We start from the raw sequence: 13,644 nt of genomic DNA on the forward strand, positions 1-13,644 counted from the left end.
GTTTTGTTATCCGGTTTGAAGCCGTATGACCACTCCCTTTTGTGGGCAACTGTCAGGTGAATACCATCTCCATACACCTGTTCAAGCAGTTCCGGGAGCTGATACCCGGTGCCGACCCGTTACTGGTCGGTACCGTCACCGCAACGACGGGTACCAGTACCACGCTGGAGACGCCAGGCGGGGGCGTGGTGATCGTGCGAGGGGGAGGGGTGGCCATCGGCCAGAAGGCGTTTTATCAGGGAGGCACCATCATTGGGCCCGCACCTGGTTTACCAACCTATGAAATCGAGGTTTAAACCCCTGTTAAGCGTCTTTCAAACTGGGTGATTCCTGATTCACCGAGTTTGATAAATGCGGCTGAACTCTGTTTGTCGTTTTACCCAGAAGTGTTTTTCATTTTTCGCGGCGGGCTACAACACCACGGCACCGATGCCGTGCTCGGCCAGGAGGGCGGCGAGCCGGCCCACCACGCCAATCTGGCCCAGGATCTTGTCGGTGACGATGAGCGCCTTGCGATAGCCATGTCCCTGGATATCCGCTGCCGCTTCCTGCAGGCAGCCCGCCCCCATCAGGTTGATTGCGGGAATGTAGAACTTGAATGTCGCCATGATGGACTCCGTATGATTAGCCATTAAGTGGTATGCGGGCGCCAACATAACAGCGTCGGAGGGGATGAGAAGGGGTCAATGGTATCTCGTTTGCAACTTTGTGGACTCGATCGCGCTCTTTAAATGGACGGTCGCTCAAGGCTTGACAAGGGATGGGAGTGCAAAAGGAACGTAAAAACGTTTTTCAAGAAATTCATCATCTTAGCAAACGTTTCGCGCCATTTTTGTCAGCTTTGAAGCGCAGAAATGTGAGGCGCATCAAGGAATTGGAAAGCGCTTTCGACCATAGTTGGCGCCTCCCCGGATGAGGGGACACCGGCTTGAAAGTACCGTAAAGAATCACCTTAACTGCACTCGGCTGCCATGCGGCGGGGCGCAACCAGGAGTCCACTATGTCTGATGTATTTCACTTGGGTTTGAAAAAAGCGGATCTGCAAGGCGCCACCCTGGCGATCGTCCCCGGTGACCCCGAGCGCGTGAAGCGCATCGCAGAACTGTTGGACAACCCGGTGCACCTGGCCAGCCATCGTGAATTCACCACCTGGCGCGGCGAGATGGACGGCAAGGCCGTGATCATCTGCTCCACCGGTATCGGTGGCCCGTCCACCTCCATCGCGGTGGAAGAGCTGGCCCAGCTGGGTATCCGTACCTTCCTGCGCATCGGCACCACCGGCGCCATCCAGCCGCACCTGAACGTGGGCGACGTGATCGTCACCACCGGCTCCGTGCGCCTCGACGGTGCCAGCCTGCACTTCGCGCCGATGGAGTTCCCGGCCGTGGCCGACTTCGACTGCACCACCGCCCTGGTGAACACCGCCAAGGAGCTGGGCTCCAAGCTGCATGTGGGCGTCACTGCTTCTTCTGATACCTTCTACCCGGGTCAGGAGCGTTACGACACCGTATCCGGCCGCGTGGTACAACGTTTCCAGGGTTCCATGAAAGAGTGGCAAGCCATGGGCGTGCTGAACTACGAGATGGAGTCCGCCACTCTGCTGACCATGTGTACCAGCCAGGGCCTGCGTGCGGGCATGGTGGCCGGTGTCATCGTGAACCGTACCCAGCAGGAAATCCCGAACGCCGAAACCATGGCGAAAACCGAATCTGATGCCATCAAGATCGTGCTGGGCGCCGCCCGCAAGCTGATCTGATAGCACCACGCCGAGTGGGGGGTGGGGGCCGTTGCGAAAGCGCGGCCCCTATCTTTATCCGCCGTTTGCCCCTTTTACCTTCCTGGCTCTGCTTTCCCCCTTCTTCGTTACCCCTGTTGCCCCGTCATGGCCGCCAGTGCCTGCGCAAAGGGCGCTTCACAGCGGATCTGTACCGCTTCGCCGCTCACCGGGTGCACAAAACCGAGTTCACTGGCGTGCAGCATCAGTCTGGGGGCCCGTTCGCAGCCGGGCGGGAGCAGGCCGCCATAGAGATCGCATCCCAGGATGGGATGGCCCAGCCACTGGCTGTGGATGCGCAACTGGTGGGTGCGCCCGGTTTCCGGTACCAGCCTGACCCGGGTCAATGGCACCGGCTGGCCTGCCCCCTCCAGGGTGAGCCGCTCCATCACCCGATAGCGTGAGCGGGCGGGTTTGCCGCTGGCGGCGCAGATGCTCATCAGCGGGAACAGCGCCGGATCCTTGGCGATGGATGCGTCGATGACGCCCTCATCCGCCGCCAGATGGCCGCAGAGCAGTGCCTCGTAAGCCTTGCTCACGGTGCGCTGGCTGAACTGGTGGCAGAGCAGGGCGTTGATGCTCTTGTTTCTGGCCACCACCATGACGCCCGAGGTGCCAAAGTCGAGGCGGTGCACCAGGGTGCAGCCGGGGTAATCCTGTACCAGCCGGTAATGGACCGAATCGAGGTTCTGCGGGTTCTTGCCCGAGAGGCTCAGCAGGCCGCTCGGCTTGTTGATGAGCAGCAGATGCGCATCCTCAAACAGGATCTCGATGGTGGCGGCGCAGGGCGGGGCAACAAAGGTGTCGATGATGGCGGACATGGGGCAACCGGACGATGAAGGGGGAGGGATCATACCCGAACGATGGCAGCGCGGCGAATCTGGGTGTCCGCTCCCAAGGCATATCGCCAAGTACTTGATCTCGTTGGTTGAGGCGTTTTGTGACTCCCTCCTGAGTTCATCTGGCTATCTCTTGCTAAGGTATGGCTCCCTGTCATGTTGTAAGGAGTCTGTCCATGGCGTTGCCCGTTATTCTCGATTGCGATCCCGGCCACGATGATGCCATCGCCCTCATTCTGGCGCTGGCGAGCCCCGAGCTGAAGGTGCTGGCGGTCACCACCAGCGCGGGCAACCAGACCCCGGACAAGACCCTCAACAATGCCCTGCGCATCCTGACCCTGCTCGGCCGCGACGACATCCCGGTGGCGGCGGGGCTGCCAAGCCCCTGGCCCGTGAGCTCATCATCGCCGACAACGTCCACGGCGAATCGGGGCTGGACGGCCCAGAGCTGCCGGATCCCGCCTTTGCTCCCCGGGCGATGAGCGCCCTTGAACTGATGGCAAGATGTCTGCGCGAGAGCCCGGAGCCGGTCACCCTGGTGCCGACCGGGCCGCTCACCAACATTGCCCTCTTGCTGGCGGCCCACCCCGAGCTCAAGCAGAAGATCGCCCGCATTGTGCTGATGGGGGGCGCCGCCGGTGCGGGCAACTGGACCCCCGCGGCGGAATTCAATATTTATGTGGATCCCGAAGCGGCCGATATGGTCTTCAAGTCGGGGCTGCCCATCACCATGTGCGGGCTGGACGTGACCCACGAGGCCCAGGTGATGGACGAGGATATCGAGCGGGTACGCGCCATTCCCAACCCGATGGCGCAGTGCGTGGCACAGCTGCTCGACTTTCTCATGATCTATCATCGGGATCCCAAGTGGGGATTTGCTGGCGCGCCGCTCCATGACCCCTGTACCATCGCCTGGCTGCTGGCGCCTTCCCTGTTTCACGGGGTGGAGTGCCGGGTCGATATCGAAACCGGCGGGACCCATACCCTGGGCATGACGGTGGTGGATCGCTACGACCTGACCGGCAAACCGGCCAATGCCCTGGTGCTGCTGGGGCTCGACAGGGTCGGTTTCATCGAGTTGCTGGTGCAGCGACTGCGCTCATTTGGTTGACATCCTGGACATCGGATAAGGGGTTGGGTATGTGGAAAGGGACGTTGGCGCTGCTGACATGCATGCAACTGACGGGTTGCTCGACCCCGTTTGAGAAGATGTGGCAGGGGCTGGCGACCTGCGAGCTGGACACCCTTCATCTCGACATCGAGACCGGGCGCCCGGCCAATCCGCAGCTCGCCATGTATACCCCTGACAAGGTGAGCGAGGGCTTTGCCTGGTACAAGGTCCATCAGGAGTTGCACGGCCTGCCCATCGTCGGTTTCCTGGTGCCGGCCTCCACCTTCGAGGTACATGCCCTCTTCGTGGATACCCCCATCGCCAATGCCCGCAGGCTGACCCACAACGCCTATGGCAGTGAATTTTCCGACGAGAGGCTGCATGACGAGGGGATGGCACCCCTGCTGCTGCGCGACCCCAACAATCCCAAGCGCTCCATCATCGACTGTACCCGGGGTGAGTCGGCGGAGCCGCTGCCGGAAGCGTCTTTCGGCGAAGGGGAGTGAGTCCGGGGGAGGGTAACGGGATATCAGGCCAGACAAGAAAGGGGCCAGCCGCAAGGCTGGCCCCTTCTCTATGGGAGGCAGAGCAGGGCCCGGGGTGTCAGGGATACCCCAGGGTCTGCCTGATGACGGGAAGCTGCGCGGCAATCCAGGCCGGATTGATGGGGCCCCAGTCGCTGATGCGGTAGTGCCCCTGCAGATGGCGAGCCCCCTCGGTCTGCTCGAAGGCGCACTGGATGTCGAGCTCCGCCAGGGCGCTGAGGGTGTCCTGGGCGGTGCGGCGCGGCATGCCGGTCGCCTCCATGATGGCGGGCACGGTGTCCGTGCCCTGACTGATGAGGTGAGCCACGTAGAGCCGGCGATAGAAGCTGGTGCGGGTCTTGCTCGGCTCGCTCATATCTCGTCCTCGAGGCGATCGAAGTAGCGCCAGGTGGCGATGGCCGCTTTTCCCATCACCAGGGCCCAGACACCGAACCAGAACCAGCGGAAGAAGCTCCAGGTGGAGGCATCGGGCTCGGTGCTCGCGATCTTGGTGACGTTGGGGAACATGGAGAACATGTTCACGCGCCAGCCGTAGGAGGTAATGATGGCCAGGCGTTTTTCGAACTCCATGGACTTGGCCTTGGCCTGGACGTCGGCGGCGTTGAACTTGAAGTAGAAGGGCCAGCCCCATTCGGTGTCTTCATTGCGAAACACCCGGATCTTCTCGCCGGGGCGCTCGGTGTAGATGTAATAGACGTCGGTGGTGGGGCCGTCAGCCGGGTTCTTCTGGCTGATGGGGCCATCCTTGTCGGTGCGCTTCACCTCCACCCCGGTGATGGTGGCGATGGTGTGTTCCGGCAGATAGAAATCGAGCCAGAGTGCGGAGAGCAGGGCGATGAGGCCGAGCATGATAAAAGCGGGTTTCTTGAACTTCAGGCTCATGATGATCTCTCGATGAGGGGGAGTGACGTGCCTCTACCATACCCACATTTGCGAATGCAGCCCAGCCCCTAATGACACCTTGATGGCAAAAACCCGTTTTAAACAGGAGGCGTGAAGGGGGAGGGGCAAGTGCGGGGCCTGCACCGGGCCCCGCGGTATCGAAGAGACCCTCTCGGGATCAGAGCTGGAACTGGGCGAGCTGCCTGCGCTGCTGCTCGGCGAGCTGTGACAGTTCGTGACTGGCGGCGGCACTCTGGCTGATGCCGGCGGCGTTCTGGTTCACGATCTCGTGGATGTTGGTGAGGTTGCGGCTGATGTCGGCGGTGACGCAGGATTGTTGTTCTGCCGCGGTCGCCACCTGGGCGTTGGCACCGTTGATCTGGTTGACCGCGTCCGTGATGCCCCCCAGCAAGGCCTGTACCTCGGCGGAGAGCTGCTGGTTGTGGCCTAGGATCTCCAGGGTCTGCTGCACGCCGCTGTTGGCGGAGAGGGACTGGCTCTGCAACTGCTCGATGATGGCCTGGATCTCCTTGGTGGAGTCCTGGGTACGGGCAGCCAGCAGGCGCACTTCGTCGGCCACCACCGCAAAGCCGCGGCCGCTTTCACCGGCGCGGGCCGCCTCGATGGCGGCGTTGAGGGCCAGCAGGTTGGTCTGCTCCGAAATGCTCTGAATGACTTCAATCACCTTGCCGATCTGCTCGGACTGGGACTTGAGCCTGGCCACCACAGTCGCGGCGTTCTCCAGACTGCCCGCCATGCGGCCGTTGGCCTCGATGCTTTCGGCAAACAGGGCCAGCCCCTGCTCGACCCGACTGTTGGCATCCCGGGCCAGCTCGTCGGCCAGGGCGGCGTTGTGGTTGACGTTGTCGGCGGTGCTGGCCAGCTCGGTGACGGCGGAGGCCACCTGTTCGGTCTCACCACGCTGCTGCTGGGCGTTGACCTCTGCCTGGGTCATCACAGCGGCAAGCTCGGTGGCGGCGGAGGCCACATTGCCGCTGATGCCGGTCAGAGTCTGGATGGTGTTGGCAAGCTGGCTCAGGGTCCGGTTGATATCCCTGGCGAGCTGGCCCAGCTCGTTGTTGCCTTCGGCATTGGCACGCACGTTGAAGCGGCCGAGGGCGACGGCGTGCATCACCTCCTGCAACTGGCCGATGGGCTGCACGATGCGCCCGGAGATCCACCAGCCACCCAGCAGGGCCGCGATCAGGGTGCCCCCCATCAGCAGCAGGGTGCGCAGCAGGGTCGCGCGGTAGTGGGCCTGCTCCTCGGCAATCTCAGTCTGGGTCAGCTGATTGATGTGGACGGACATGGCATCGATCTGCTTGATGAGCGCCTCCCCCAGATCGCGAAAGTGCAGGCGGGCCTGCTCATAGGCGGCGGGATCGCCACTGCCTTGGTACTTGGCGGTCAGCAGGGGCAGCATGCTGCTGCGGGTATGGCCGAGGTAGGCCTGCAGGGCGGCCGCGACCTGACGGTTGTCCTGCTCGGCACCGGTGACAGCCAGTCTGGTCAGGATGGCGCCAATCTCCAGTTCGGCGGCGGAGAGCTGGGCCGGCAACTGGGCGAAGAGGGCCTCATCGTAGAGGCCGTAGATGGCGTTGGTGCGCAGCCGGTAGGTGGCGTGGATCAGGGCCGCAATGTCGTCCTTGTGGCGGGTGACGCTGGCGGTGGTTTCATTCATGTCCTGAATGGCACCGTCGATTTCCTGTTTGCTGATCACGGCCATCAGCAGCATCAACAGGCTGGCGAGCAGGAGAGGGATAAGCACTTGAAGACGAATGGACAGATTATTCAATGACATGAAAGATCCTAACCCGAAAGAGGAGTGAGGCGGCATCTTACACAGGCGCGACAATCCTTGTCACAGGGTTTTTAATGCTGAATTTTTGCTGAATGAAAAGGTTTTTCTTGTGTTAAAAGAGCGTGATAGGCAAGATCGTCTGCTTGTTACCCTGGAGGTGTAGTGTGTCCGACTGGATTGATCCCGCCATCTTGGCGCTCTTTATTCCCACGTTCTTTTTTGTCTCAGTAACCCCCGGTATGTGCATGACCCTGGCGATGACCCTGGGCATGAGTCTGGGGGTGCGCCGTACCCTGCACATGATGTGGGGGGAGCTTGTCGGCGTCGGCCTGGTCTCCGTGCTGTCGGTGGTCGGGGTGGCAGCAGTCATGCTCAACTACCCGGCCCTGTTCTCCGCATTCAAATATGTAGGTGGCGCCTACCTGGTCTGGCTCGGCATCCAGATGTGGCAGGCCAAGGGCAAGATGGCCATTCCGGCGGATCTCTCGGCGGGTCAGCAGACCAGCCCCATGGGACTGGCCGTGCAGGGTTTCGTGACCGCCATCGCCAACCCCAAGGGGTGGGCCTTCATGGTCTCCCTGCTGCCCCCCTTCATCAATGCGGCCAAGCCGATGGCACCCCAGATAGGGGCCCTGGTCGCGCTCATCCTGGTCATCGAGTTCTCCTGCCTGATGCTCTATGCCAGCGGTGGCCGCACCTTGCGCCATTTCCTCGCCAAGAGCGGGAATGTCACTCTGATGAACCGGATCGCGGGCTCTCTCATGCTGTTTGTCGGGGTCTGGCTGGCCTTCGGCTAAACACCCGCTCCATCTGCCGCCCTATGTGACGCCATGGGGCACCTGAAGAGAGATCATGCAAAAAGGCCACCTCCCTGCCCGGGAGGTGGCCTTTTACATGGACCCGTTTTTCATGGACTCATGGGGTCAGTCGGTCAGGCAGTCCGGATCGAACACGTATTCCCCGGCCAGCCAGCGCAGGATCTCGTTCACGCAGGCCTGATCCTGGAACGGCAGGTAGCGGCTCTTGAGGTGGATGACCTGCTCGGGGGTGAGCTGGGCCAGACCGATGTCCTGGAAGAGCGGCAGGTCGGCCTGGATCATGGCGGAGATCTGCGGCCCGCAGGTGGCGTTGAGGGAGGCGTGCAGCGCCTTGTCAGGATCGTACTGCTTGCCGAGCTTGTAGCTCATGGGCAGGGTGGCGAGCGGCAGGGCCGAGAGGGCCGCCTGCTTCATGGGGTTGACCGCATGGCCGCTCACGAGATCCGCCAGCTCTGCCGGACGGTTTTCGAAGGCGCGCAGGTGCAGGAAGCTGCTCGCCTTGCTGCCGTCATTGACCGGATAGTTGTCCCACAGGAAGGGCTTGCGATGGAGCCAGTCGGCGGCCTGTTTGAGGTGGGCAGCCGGATACTCGGTGGAGCAGACTTTGGGGCCGGTCCAGAAGACATCGATGCGCCTGTCGAGCCCCTGACCCAGATCCTGCAGATAGTGGGGGGGCATGGCACCGAACACCTTCTCCAGCACCGGATCCGTGCTGTAGTAGCTGGGGCAGAACAGCAGGCGGCCTGCGTCGGTGTGGGCCGCGATGTCGTGGGCGATGGTGAGCTGCCAGTGGGCGAGATCCGGGGTGTCCCCCTTCATGTCGTCAAACAGGATCGCCAGGATATCGGGCTTGAGCGCCTCCTCGATGAGCCTCACCTTCTCCAGCAGGGCGGGTCGCTGGCGGGCATAGTCGTGATGGGCCCCCATGGGGCTCAGGCCCACCCCGAAGGCCAGAGCGTTCTCCCGGCACTGGCGGGCGAGCTGGCACAGGGCTTCAAGCTGGTCGGCGGGCCAGGGTGTGGCCCAGTGCTTGCGCAGGTAGCCGTCTTCCTTGGGGGCGTAGAGGTAGAAGCCATAGCCGTGGCGGGGCAGCCACTGGGCGTAGCGGGCACGGGCTTCCCAGCTCCAGCCCTTGCCAAAGAAACCCTCGATGAGGCCCAGCTTGGGCGAGGGAGGATACAGACCGGACAACAGGGTTTGATAAGGCATGGTTCACTCCCTTCTCACACAAATGCGGGCTACGATGGCCGGCGCCTAGACGGGGTCTTCTTCCAGGAAGCGTACCCCTATCTTGCGGGGTTCACCCTCTTCCATTTCCGCCACCGTCCAGAGCAGTCCCTGCCAAGCGACATGGTCACCGACCACCAGATTATCGCCCAACTGATGGGCAATAAAATCGCCGAGGCTCTGATCCGCCACCTCGCTCACATCCAGCCCGTAGAGCGGGGCGAGATCCACCAGCCTGGCGTTGGCCTCCAGCAGGAAGTCACCGAAGAAGCGCGGGCCCAGATCCTGCTCCGGCGCCTGGCTGAAGAGCTGACCGAGGGCGGGCAGGTCGTGCTCGTGGCCGATGACGCAGAGGATGTCATCGGATTGCAGGCAGGTACTGCCTGAGGGGTGGAGCAGCTCCTGGCCGCGGAACAGGGCGCAGATGCGGGTGCCCTGGGGCATGCGCAGCTCTCGCAAGGGGGAGCCGATGCACCACTTCTCGGCGCTCAGGCGATAGACGAAGGTCTCCCACTGGCTGTCGAGATCGATTTCCAGCCCAGAGCGGTTGATGGGAGAGGGCGGTGCGGGCACCTCCACTCGCGCCAGCTTTGATGCCAGCGGCAGCGAGCTGCCCTGCAGGATCAGCGAGACCAGCACCACGAAGAAGGCGACATTGAAGTAGAGCTGGGCATTGGGCAGCCCCGCCATCATGGGGAAGACCGCCAGGATGATGGGCACGGCGCCGCGCAGCCCCACCCAGGAGATGAACCAGCGCTCGCGCGGCGCGAAGTTCTTGAACGGCAGCAGTCCAATCCAGACCGACACCGGACGGGCAAACAGGATCATCCACATGGCCAGGGCCAGCGCCGGCAGGGCGATGGGCAGCAGCTTGTGGGGCGAGGCGAGCAGCCCCAGCACCAGGAACATGCCGATCTGGCTGAGCCAGGTCAGGCCGTCCAGCACGGAGAGGGTGGTGCTGCGGCTGCGCAGGGAGAGGTTGCCAAGCAGCAGGCCGGTGAGGTAGATGGCGAGGATGCCGCTGCCCCCCACCGCCGTGGTGAGGGCGAAGATGAGCAGGCCGCCGCTCACGGTGAGCAGGGGATAGAGACCGGGGGCGAGCTTGGCACTGTTGATGAGTTTCCACAGCAGCCAGCCCCCCGCAAGGCCGATGCCAGCGCCCAGACCAAACTGCTTGACGAGTTGCAGCAGCAGGAAGCCGGCATCCAGCCCCTGCTGGGCGGTGGCCAGCACCTCGATCAGGGTGACGGTGAGAAAGACCGCCATGGGATCGTTGCTGCCCGATTCTATCTCCAGGGTGGCGCTGACCCGCTCGTTGAGGCTGCGCCCGCCGAGCAGGGAGAAGACCGCCGCCGCATCGGTGGAGCCGACGATGGCACCGATGAGCATCCCCTGCATCAGGTTGAGGTCGAACAGCCAGGCGGCGGCGAGGCCCGTGAGGCCGGTGGTGATGGCCACCCCGACCGTGGCCAGCGAGAGCGCGGGCCAGAGCGCGACCCGAAAGGAGGAGACCCGGGTGCGCATGCCGCCGTCCAGCAGAATGATGGCCAGTGCCAGGTTGCCCACCAGGTAGGCGACCGAGTAGTCGGCGAAGTGGATGCCGCCGGGACCATCCTCACCCGCCAGCATGCCGACGGCGAGGAAGATGACCAGAATGGGGATGCCGACTCTGGAGGAGAGTGCGCTCAACAGGACACTGGCGCCCACCAACAGGGCACCGATGAAGAAGAAACTGTTGACGGTGGTGGCATCCAATGGCGAACTCCTTATGGCGGGCTGCAAAACAGGCACATTATATGCAGATTGACCCCCTTTGTGTGGCTTAATTGTGCATTGTTTTGCAGTTTTTTACGTTTGTTGCGCAGTTTTCAAGCAGGGCGAGGGTGGCGTGCCCGCGCGGGAAAGCGTAGGGAAAGGGGGCAATGGATGGGGCTTTCAGTGCAGGCAGAGGGGGGCGGCAGAGGGCGAAAAAATGCCGTGGACGAGAAGGGGGCAGGAGCGCCGACGGGCTCCTGCGAGTAGGTCAGTCGTCCTCGTCGTCCTTGACCTCCCGGATCTTGTCCTTGTACTTGGGCAGCTGTTTCTCGAGCTGCTTCATGTCCTTGATGGCGTTGAGAAACAGGCCGAGCAGAAACAGCAGCGGCAAGCCTATCCATAACCACAAGCTCATCAGAATCTCCTTTCGTGGTGTGCCGGGGTGACATAGCGGGCCAGGATCTCGTCGAGATGGGCCAGGATGCACTCCTTGCCTTCAATATCCGCCCCTTCCAGACAAAGCGCCAGCGCCGCCGGATCCAGGGCCAGCCCGTCGGATTCGGGTGCGAAGCTCAGGTGCCAGGGCTCGTAGGCCACCCCCTGATCCGGTTGCTCCCCTTTTGCATAGGGCAGGAAGAAGCCGAAGTCGTTCATGTGATCGTCCAGCCATTCGCGCAAATCGGCAAACCAGCCGCCCGCCTCGTACTCCCAGGGTTCCAGCGCGAGCCGGGTGCCGGCGGGGAGGCAGTCTGGATCGTAGATGTCGAGATCCGTGCCCCAGTGATGGCGGCTGGTGCCGGGCAGGGCGCTCCAGTGCAGGATGGCGTGCAGTCGCTCGGTCTCGCCCAGTTGCAGGGCATCGAGGGGTTGGTTGTGCGCATCCAGCAGAGGGCGCTCCCCGCGCCATTTGCCGTTCCAGATGGCGAGCTGGCGCTCGAAGCCGCGCCAGCTGGAGGCCGCCTGCAGGTTGAAACCGGCATGGGCGGCAGCCACCTGCATGTCGTTGAAGGCCGCCGCGGTGGCGGCGGTCAGACGATGGGGGCCGCGCCCCACCAGGATGAGGTGGCTCTCATCCAGCCCAAGCAGTTGATCCTGATTCATGGTCTGGTCTCTCTTGTCCGGAGCGCCGCTCATGCCAGCAGTCGTGCCAGCACCCCTTGGTACATGTCCGCCAGCAGGTCCAGGTCGTCCGCCTTCACACACTCGTTCACCTTGTGGATGGTGGCGTTGACCGGGCCGAGCTCGATGACTTCCGCCCCGGTGGGAGCGATGAAACGCCCATCGGACGTGCCCCCCGTGGTGAGCAGGGCCGGCTGCTGGCCGTTCACTGCCGCCACGGCGGCGACGGTGGCTTCCAGCAGGGCGCCGGTGTCCGTCAGGAAGGGCTGGCCGGAGAGGGTCCACTTCAGCTCGAAGTCCAGGCCGTGACGGGTCAGCAGCGCCTCGACCCGCTCGCGGATAGCCGCATCGGTGAGCTCGGTGCTGAAGCGGAAGTTGAACTGGACCTGCAACTCCCCCGGAATGACGTTGGAGGCGCCGGTGCCGCCCTGGATGTTGGCGATCTGGAAGCTGGTGGGGGGGAAGTAGGCGTTGCCCTTGTCCCACTCGATGGCGGCGAGCTCCGCCAGCGCCGGGGCCGCCTTGTGGATGGGGTTGTCCGCCAGATGGGGGTAGGCGACGTGGCCCTGCACCCCGCGCACCAGCAGATCGCCGGTGATGGAGCCGCGACGGCCGTTCTTCACCACGTCCCCGACCTGGGCGGTGGAGGAGGGCTCGCCGACGATGCACCAGCGGATCTTCTCGTTGCGTGCCTCCAGGGTGTCGATGACGCGTACCGTGCCGTTGATGAAGGGCCCCTCTTCATCCGAGGTGATGAGAAACGCGATGGAGCCCTTGTGGTCCGGGTGCTCGGCCACGAAGCGCTCGGTCGCCACCACCATGGCGGCCAGAGACCCCTTCATGTCGGCGGCGCCCCGGCCATGGAGCATGCCGTCCTTGATGGTCGGCTCGAATGGCGGGGTGTCCCACTTCTCCAGGGGGCCGGCGGGCACCACGTCGGTGTGGCCGGCGAAACAGAAGAGGGGGCCCTCGCTGCCACGGCGTGCCCAGAGGTTGGTGGTGTCCTCGAAGATCATGGGTTCGATGACGAACCCCAGGCGCGCGAGGCGCTCCGCCATCAGGGTCTGGCACCCTTCATCCAGGGGGGTCACGGAGGGGCGGCTGATCAGATCCTTGGCCAGTGTGATGACGTCCGACATCGGTGTTCCTTAAACAGAAAAAGTTAACGGGAGAAGAGGGATTGATAGAGGTCTGCCTTGAAGCCCAGGGTCAGGGTGCCGTCCTGGTCCAGCAGCGGGCGCTTGATCATGGCCGGGTGAGCCAGCAGCAGATCACGGGCCTTGGCGGTGTCGAGCCCCTGTTTTTCTGCTTCTGGCAGGGCGCGGAAGGTGGTGCCACGGGTGTTGAGCAGGGCTTCCCAGCCCAGCTTGGCGAGCCAGAGATCGAGCTGCTCCGGGCTCAGACCGTCGGCGCGGTGATCGTGAAAGCGGTAATCGATACCCGCCTCCTCCAGCCACTTGCGGGCCTTCTTGATGGTGTCGCAGTTTTTGGGAGAAATGCCGTAGAGCACGACTTTGCATTCGGTCTTGTTTTCCATGGAGTTCACCGTGTTCAGTTCAATGGGCCATAGCATACAGGCGATCACTATGCAGGGAAATGTGGCTACCTTGGGCTGGTCGTCTGGCGGTGGGCTGGTTCTTCTGAGTTGCGGTTGTTTCGGCAAAAATAACCTTGATCTCATATTGTGTAAAGTGCCGATCCACTGGTAGGCTCATCCCATCCTAATTTTCAGTCGTGCTCACTTGCTTCCGATGTGAGCCAATAGCAAAGGAG

The 13,644-nt window shown here is 62.9% G+C and carries 14 protein-coding genes and 2 pseudogenes; 5 read left to right on the forward strand and 11 right to left on the reverse strand.

Going from position 1 to position 13,644, the window contains the following annotated elements:
* The first annotated feature begins 71 nt into the window (after nt 1-71).
* Nucleotides 72-296: a hypothetical protein gene (locus tag OKC41_RS15670; RefSeq protein WP_201894927.1), complete on the forward strand. Its 225-nt coding sequence runs from the start codon at nt 72-74 to the stop codon at nt 294-296.
* A gap of 132 nt (nt 297-428) precedes the next feature.
* On the opposite strand, the pseudogene OKC41_RS15675 reads toward OKC41_RS15670, so the two are convergent.
* A pseudogene (locus tag OKC41_RS15675) lies at nt 429-608 on the reverse strand (L-threonine dehydrogenase); the annotation flags it as partial.
* A gap of 392 nt (nt 609-1,000) precedes the next feature.
* Here OKC41_RS15675 and udp point away from each other — a divergent pair.
* Nucleotides 1,001-1,756, forward strand: a complete 756-nt coding sequence (udp, locus tag OKC41_RS15680) for a uridine phosphorylase (protein WP_010674037.1) — start codon at nt 1,001-1,003, stop codon at nt 1,754-1,756.
* A gap of 107 nt (nt 1,757-1,863) precedes the next feature.
* Here the strand turns inward: udp and OKC41_RS15685 are convergent, their stop codons facing one another.
* Nucleotides 1,864-2,628 carry an RluA family pseudouridine synthase gene (locus OKC41_RS15685; RefSeq protein ID WP_039039883.1) on the reverse strand — a complete coding sequence of 255 codons (765 nt, stop codon included), beginning with the start codon at nt 2,626-2,628 and terminating at the stop codon, nt 1,864-1,866.
* A 161-nt stretch (nt 2,629-2,789) separates the two neighbouring features.
* Between OKC41_RS15685 and rihA the strand changes: the two are divergent.
* Together rihA and OKC41_RS15695 are read left to right on the forward strand one after the other, a co-directional pair.
* Nucleotides 2,790-3,724 (forward strand): annotated as a pseudogene (gene rihA, locus OKC41_RS15690) (pyrimidine-specific ribonucleoside hydrolase RihA).
* A gap of 29 nt (nt 3,725-3,753) precedes the next feature.
* Nucleotides 3,754-4,230 carry a hypothetical protein gene (locus OKC41_RS15695; RefSeq protein ID WP_201894915.1) on the forward strand — a complete coding sequence of 159 codons (477 nt, stop codon included), beginning with the start codon at nt 3,754-3,756 and terminating at the stop codon, nt 4,228-4,230.
* A 97-nt stretch (nt 4,231-4,327) separates the two neighbouring features.
* On the opposite strand, the gene OKC41_RS15700 is transcribed toward OKC41_RS15695, so the two are convergent.
* The 3 genes from OKC41_RS15700 to OKC41_RS15710 form a co-directional block, all read right to left on the reverse strand.
* Nucleotides 4,328-4,624 (reverse strand): helix-turn-helix domain-containing protein, encoded by a 297-nt coding sequence (locus tag OKC41_RS15700; RefSeq protein ID WP_039039881.1) that lies wholly within the window; start codon nt 4,622-4,624, stop codon nt 4,328-4,330.
* Entirely contained in the window at nt 4,621-5,151 is a 531-nt protein-coding gene (locus OKC41_RS15705; RefSeq protein ID WP_010674042.1) for a DUF1523 family protein, read from the reverse strand. Before OKC41_RS15705 ends, OKC41_RS15700 begins: the two co-directional genes overlap by 4 nt.
* A gap of 178 nt (nt 5,152-5,329) precedes the next feature.
* Nucleotides 5,330-6,952, reverse strand: coding sequence for a methyl-accepting chemotaxis protein (locus OKC41_RS15710; protein WP_270672145.1), 1,623 nt, complete (start codon nt 6,950-6,952; stop codon nt 5,330-5,332).
* A 164-nt stretch (nt 6,953-7,116) separates the two neighbouring features.
* On the opposite strand from OKC41_RS15710, the gene OKC41_RS15715 reads away from it, so the two are divergent.
* The gene (locus OKC41_RS15715; RefSeq protein ID WP_039039878.1) at nt 7,117-7,749 is read left to right on the forward strand and encodes a LysE family translocator; all 633 of its coding nucleotides are present in this window, start codon (nt 7,117-7,119) and stop codon (nt 7,747-7,749) included.
* A 126-nt stretch (nt 7,750-7,875) separates the two neighbouring features.
* Here the strand turns inward: OKC41_RS15715 and OKC41_RS15720 are convergent, their stop codons facing one another.
* From OKC41_RS15720 to OKC41_RS15745, 6 genes are all read right to left on the reverse strand, one after another.
* Entirely contained in the window at nt 7,876-8,979 is a 1,104-nt protein-coding gene (locus OKC41_RS15720; RefSeq protein WP_103243463.1) for a beta-N-acetylglucosaminidase domain-containing protein, read from the reverse strand.
* A 45-nt stretch (nt 8,980-9,024) separates the two neighbouring features.
* Entirely contained in the window at nt 9,025-10,752 is a 1,728-nt protein-coding gene (locus OKC41_RS15725) for a potassium/proton antiporter (protein WP_010674047.1), read from the reverse strand.
* Between the two features lie 268 nt (nt 10,753-11,020).
* Nucleotides 11,021-11,167 carry a hypothetical protein gene (locus tag OKC41_RS15730; RefSeq protein ID WP_010674048.1) on the reverse strand — a complete coding sequence of 49 codons (147 nt, stop codon included), beginning with the start codon at nt 11,165-11,167 and terminating at the stop codon, nt 11,021-11,023.
* Nucleotides 11,167-11,853: a M15 family metallopeptidase gene (locus OKC41_RS15735; protein ID WP_103244661.1), complete on the reverse strand. Its 687-nt coding sequence runs from the start codon at nt 11,851-11,853 to the stop codon at nt 11,167-11,169. The genes OKC41_RS15730 and OKC41_RS15735 overlap by 1 nt, the downstream gene beginning before the upstream one ends.
* Before the next feature lie 29 nt (nt 11,854-11,882).
* Nucleotides 11,883-13,010, reverse strand: a complete 1,128-nt coding sequence (gene dapE, locus OKC41_RS15740) for a succinyl-diaminopimelate desuccinylase (protein WP_048207273.1) — start codon at nt 13,008-13,010, stop codon at nt 11,883-11,885.
* A gap of 23 nt (nt 13,011-13,033) precedes the next feature.
* Nucleotides 13,034-13,408 carry an ArsC family reductase gene (locus OKC41_RS15745; protein WP_053288949.1) on the reverse strand — a complete coding sequence of 125 codons (375 nt, stop codon included), beginning with the start codon at nt 13,406-13,408 and terminating at the stop codon, nt 13,034-13,036.
* Between the last annotated feature and the right edge of the window lie 236 nt (nt 13,409-13,644).

The sequence above is a fragment of the Aeromonas sp. QDB17 genome (genome assembly GCF_027705305.1).
Taxonomy (GTDB): Bacteria; Pseudomonadota; Gammaproteobacteria; order Enterobacterales; family Aeromonadaceae; genus Aeromonas; species Aeromonas caviae.

Bases quoted from the DNA above. Each gene is read 5' to 3' on its own strand.
- OKC41_RS15745 (WP_053288949.1), bottom strand. From the start codon at position 13,408: ATGGAAAACAAGACCGAATGCAAAGTCGTGCTCTACGGCATTTCTCCC.
- dapE (WP_048207273.1), bottom strand. From the start codon at position 13,010: ATGTCGGACGTCATCACACTGGCCAAGGATCTGATCAGCCGCCCCTCC.
- OKC41_RS15705 (WP_010674042.1), bottom strand. From the start codon at position 5,151: ATGAGCCTGAAGTTCAAGAAACCCGCTTTTATCATGCTCGGCCTCATC.
- udp (WP_010674037.1), top strand. From the start codon at position 1,001: ATGTCTGATGTATTTCACTTGGGTTTGAAAAAAGCGGATCTGCAAGGC.
- OKC41_RS15685 (WP_039039883.1), bottom strand. From the start codon at position 2,628: ATGATCCCTCCCCCTTCATCGTCCGGTTGCCCCATGTCCGCCATCATC.
- OKC41_RS15710 (WP_270672145.1), bottom strand. From the start codon at position 6,952: ATGTCATTGAATAATCTGTCCATTCGTCTTCAAGTGCTTATCCCTCTC.
- OKC41_RS15730 (WP_010674048.1), bottom strand. From the start codon at position 11,167: ATGAGCTTGTGGTTATGGATAGGCTTGCCGCTGCTGTTTCTGCTCGGC.
- OKC41_RS15720 (WP_103243463.1), bottom strand. From the start codon at position 8,979: ATGCCTTATCAAACCCTGTTGTCCGGTCTGTATCCTCCCTCGCCCAAG.
- OKC41_RS15735 (WP_103244661.1), bottom strand. From the start codon at position 11,853: ATGAATCAGGATCAACTGCTTGGGCTGGATGAGAGCCACCTCATCCTG.
- OKC41_RS15695 (WP_201894915.1), top strand. From the start codon at position 3,754: ATGTGGAAAGGGACGTTGGCGCTGCTGACATGCATGCAACTGACGGGT.
- OKC41_RS15700 (WP_039039881.1), bottom strand. From the start codon at position 4,624: ATGAGCGAGCCGAGCAAGACCCGCACCAGCTTCTATCGCCGGCTCTAC.